The sequence below is a fragment of the Luteococcus sp. genome, from assembly GCF_043424415.1.
In the GTDB taxonomy this organism is placed as follows: domain Bacteria; phylum Actinomycetota; class Actinomycetes; order Propionibacteriales; family Propionibacteriaceae; genus Luteococcus.
In genome coordinates this window covers 1-2608 of the sequence record NZ_JBHWOO010000161.1, presented here as the reverse complement: position 1 = coordinate 2608, position 2608 = coordinate 1, and the positions used below count along the sequence as shown (strand labels likewise).

2 protein-coding genes are annotated in these 2608 nt (G+C 70.4%); both read right to left on the bottom strand.

All coding sequences use genetic code 11. From position 1 onward, the window contains the following. The coding region (locus tag ACHFFZ_RS09830) for a carbohydrate ABC transporter permease (protein WP_394276455.1) at nt 1-924 on the bottom strand (924 nt) is incomplete at its 3' end. A gap of 1 nt (nt 925) precedes the next feature. Continuing rightward, nucleotides 926-2314, bottom strand: coding sequence for an ABC transporter substrate-binding protein (locus ACHFFZ_RS09825; RefSeq protein WP_394276454.1), 1389 nt, complete (start codon nt 2312-2314; stop codon nt 926-928). Between the last annotated feature and the right edge of the window lie 294 nt (nt 2315-2608).

Sequence of the window (2608 nt, the reverse complement as noted above, 5' to 3'; positions counted from 1 at the left end):
GACGGCGCTGGCCGAGCCCACCTCGCGCAGCTGGAAGGCACGGTCGTACACCTCGTAGCTGGGCACGGTGGTGGCGTTGCCGGGGCCGCCGGAGGTGGTCATGTACACCAGGTCGAAGGTCTTCAGCGCCGCGATGATGGTGAGCACCAGCGCCACCACGATCTCCCCGCGCACCGAAGGCAGGGTGATCGCGAAGAACTCCTGGACGGGACCGGCGCCGTCCAGGCGGGCCGCCTCGAACTGCTCGTCGGGGATGCGGCTCATGCCCGCCAGAAGCAGCAGCATCACCAGTCCCATCTGCAGCCAGGTGCCGATGAAGCCCACCGCGGGCAGGGCCGCGCCCGGGTCCCCCAGCCAGCCGCGGGCCAGGGAGTCCAGTCCCAGCGACCGCAGGGCCTGGTTCAACGGGCCACTGGGGGCATAGATGTGGCGCCATGCCACGGCCACCACCACCAGGGCGATCACCTGGGGCAGGAAGATCACGGTGCGGAAGAAGCCCATGCCGCGCACCTGCCCGCGGCGCAGGATCGCCGCCAGCACCAGCCCCACGATCAGCGGCAGCACGGCGTAGAAGAAGATCAGCACCAGGGCGTTGACGATGGCGGCCCGGAAGTCCGGGTCCGAGGCCAGGTCGATGTAGTTGTCCAGGCCCACGAAGGTGGAGGCCCCGAAGCCGGACCACTCGTACAGGGAGAACTGGGCGGCCCGGATCAGCGGGTACAGGGAGAACGCCCCGTACACCAGGAACGCCGGCAGGATGAACAGGTACGGGGTCCAGCGCCCGCGCACCACGGCCGACGGGGGCCCGCCGGCACGCGTAGTGCGTCGGCCCCTGCCGCCGGATCCGCCGGCACCACCTGGCCCGTCGGGCCCTGGGGCGTCGGATCCTTCCCGGGCGGCCCGGGCACCAGCGATGGCGGTCATGTCAGCCCTCGGAGGTGAAGTCGCCGTAGTCGGTCTGGAGCTGCTCGGCGGCGGCGGCCGGCTCGGCCTGGCCCCCGATGACCTGCTGCAGGGTGGAGCCCGCGGTGTCGGCGAACGACGGGGTGGCGTAGTCCAGGTACGGCAGCAGCACACCCTCGGTGGAGACCGCGTCGAAGGCCTCGTAGATGTCCTTGTTGACGCCGCTGTCCGGGGCCAGCTCCGCGGTGCGGTTCACGGGCATGCCGCCGTTCTCGGCGATCAGCTCCATCGCCGTGTCACTGGTGATGTAGTCGATGAACGCGGCGGCCGCATCGGCGTTCGCTGCGTTGGCGGGGATGGCGAAGGGCAGGCCGGTGCCGCCGGTGGTGGCCACCTTGCCGTCGGCGCCGGGGGGCGGGGCCATGAAGCGGAGGTCCTCCCCCATCACGCCCTCCATGTCCGGGCCCAGCCAGGAGCCACCGATCAGCAGCACGCCGGAGCCCTCGGTGAACTCGGGCCAGGCGGTGTCGTATGCCAGGCCGTTGGGGGAGTCGCCCAGCGCGCCGCCGGTGCCCCATTCGGCGAGCTTGGTGAGGGCCTGGACGTTGGCGTCGCTGGTCCACTCGGCGCCCGCGTTGCCCATGCCCAGGGTGATGATCTCCTCGCTGGGCACGAAGTTGGCCTGCAGGGGGCCGAACACGTGCAGGGCCGGCCACTGCTCGAGGTTGCCCAGCTTGATGGGGACCTCGTCGGCGTCCAGGGCCTTCTGCACCAGGTCAAACAGCTCGTCCCAGGTGGTGGGGGGCTCCACGCCTAGCTGCTCGAGCTTGGAGGCGCTGTAGTAGATGCCGCACACCTCGCCCGTCTGCGGCAGGCCCCACAGGGAGCCCTTACCGAAGGTGACGCCGTCCGGGGAGTACATCATCTTGCCCAGCACGGACTCGCTGAAGCGGTCGGTCCAGCCGTAGGCCTCGGCGTAGCCGGTGAGGTCGGTGAGCTGGCCGGCCTCCACGAAGGTGCCCATGTCGCCGCGGGCGTTGTTGACCTGGAGCACGTCGGGCACGTCGTTGCCGGACAGGGCCAGGCCCGTCTGCTGCTGGAGGTCGTCGAAGGACTGCGAGACCCGCTCGATGGTGATGTTGGGGTACTCGTCCTGGAAGCTCTGGATCAGGGCCTCGATGGCGTCGTTCTGGGCGCCGCGCACCTCCTGGTCCCACATCAGCAGGGTGAGGTCGCCCATCGCCGCGGGATCGGTCTCGATATCGCCGGCCGACGGGCCGGAGCCACCCCCGTCGCCGCCGTTGCCGGTGCCGCCGCCCTGGTCGGAGCCGGGGGCGCAGGCGGCCAGCAGGCCGATCCCACTGATGCCACCGAGGGCGGCGCTGGTGTTGAGGAAGGTGCGGCGGCGCATGGTGTCCTCCTGGACGGTGAGACAGCGGCTGGACTCTGGGACAGCGGCGGTGCTGCCTGGGTTGGTCGTACAGACGTTCAGCTGTGTCGTCGGGGTTGTGACGTGGACGACCATCGTCGCACAATCTGCACATACCTGCACCCTTGTGCGCGACTTTGCGCGATGCTGCGCGGAACTGCGCGCGCGGTGCTAGCCTGCGGTCATGCTGGTCGAGGAGCGTCACGCAGGCATCCTGACCGCCGTGCGCCGTCAGGGATCCGCCACGGTGGGCCAGCTCAGCGCCCAACTGGAGGT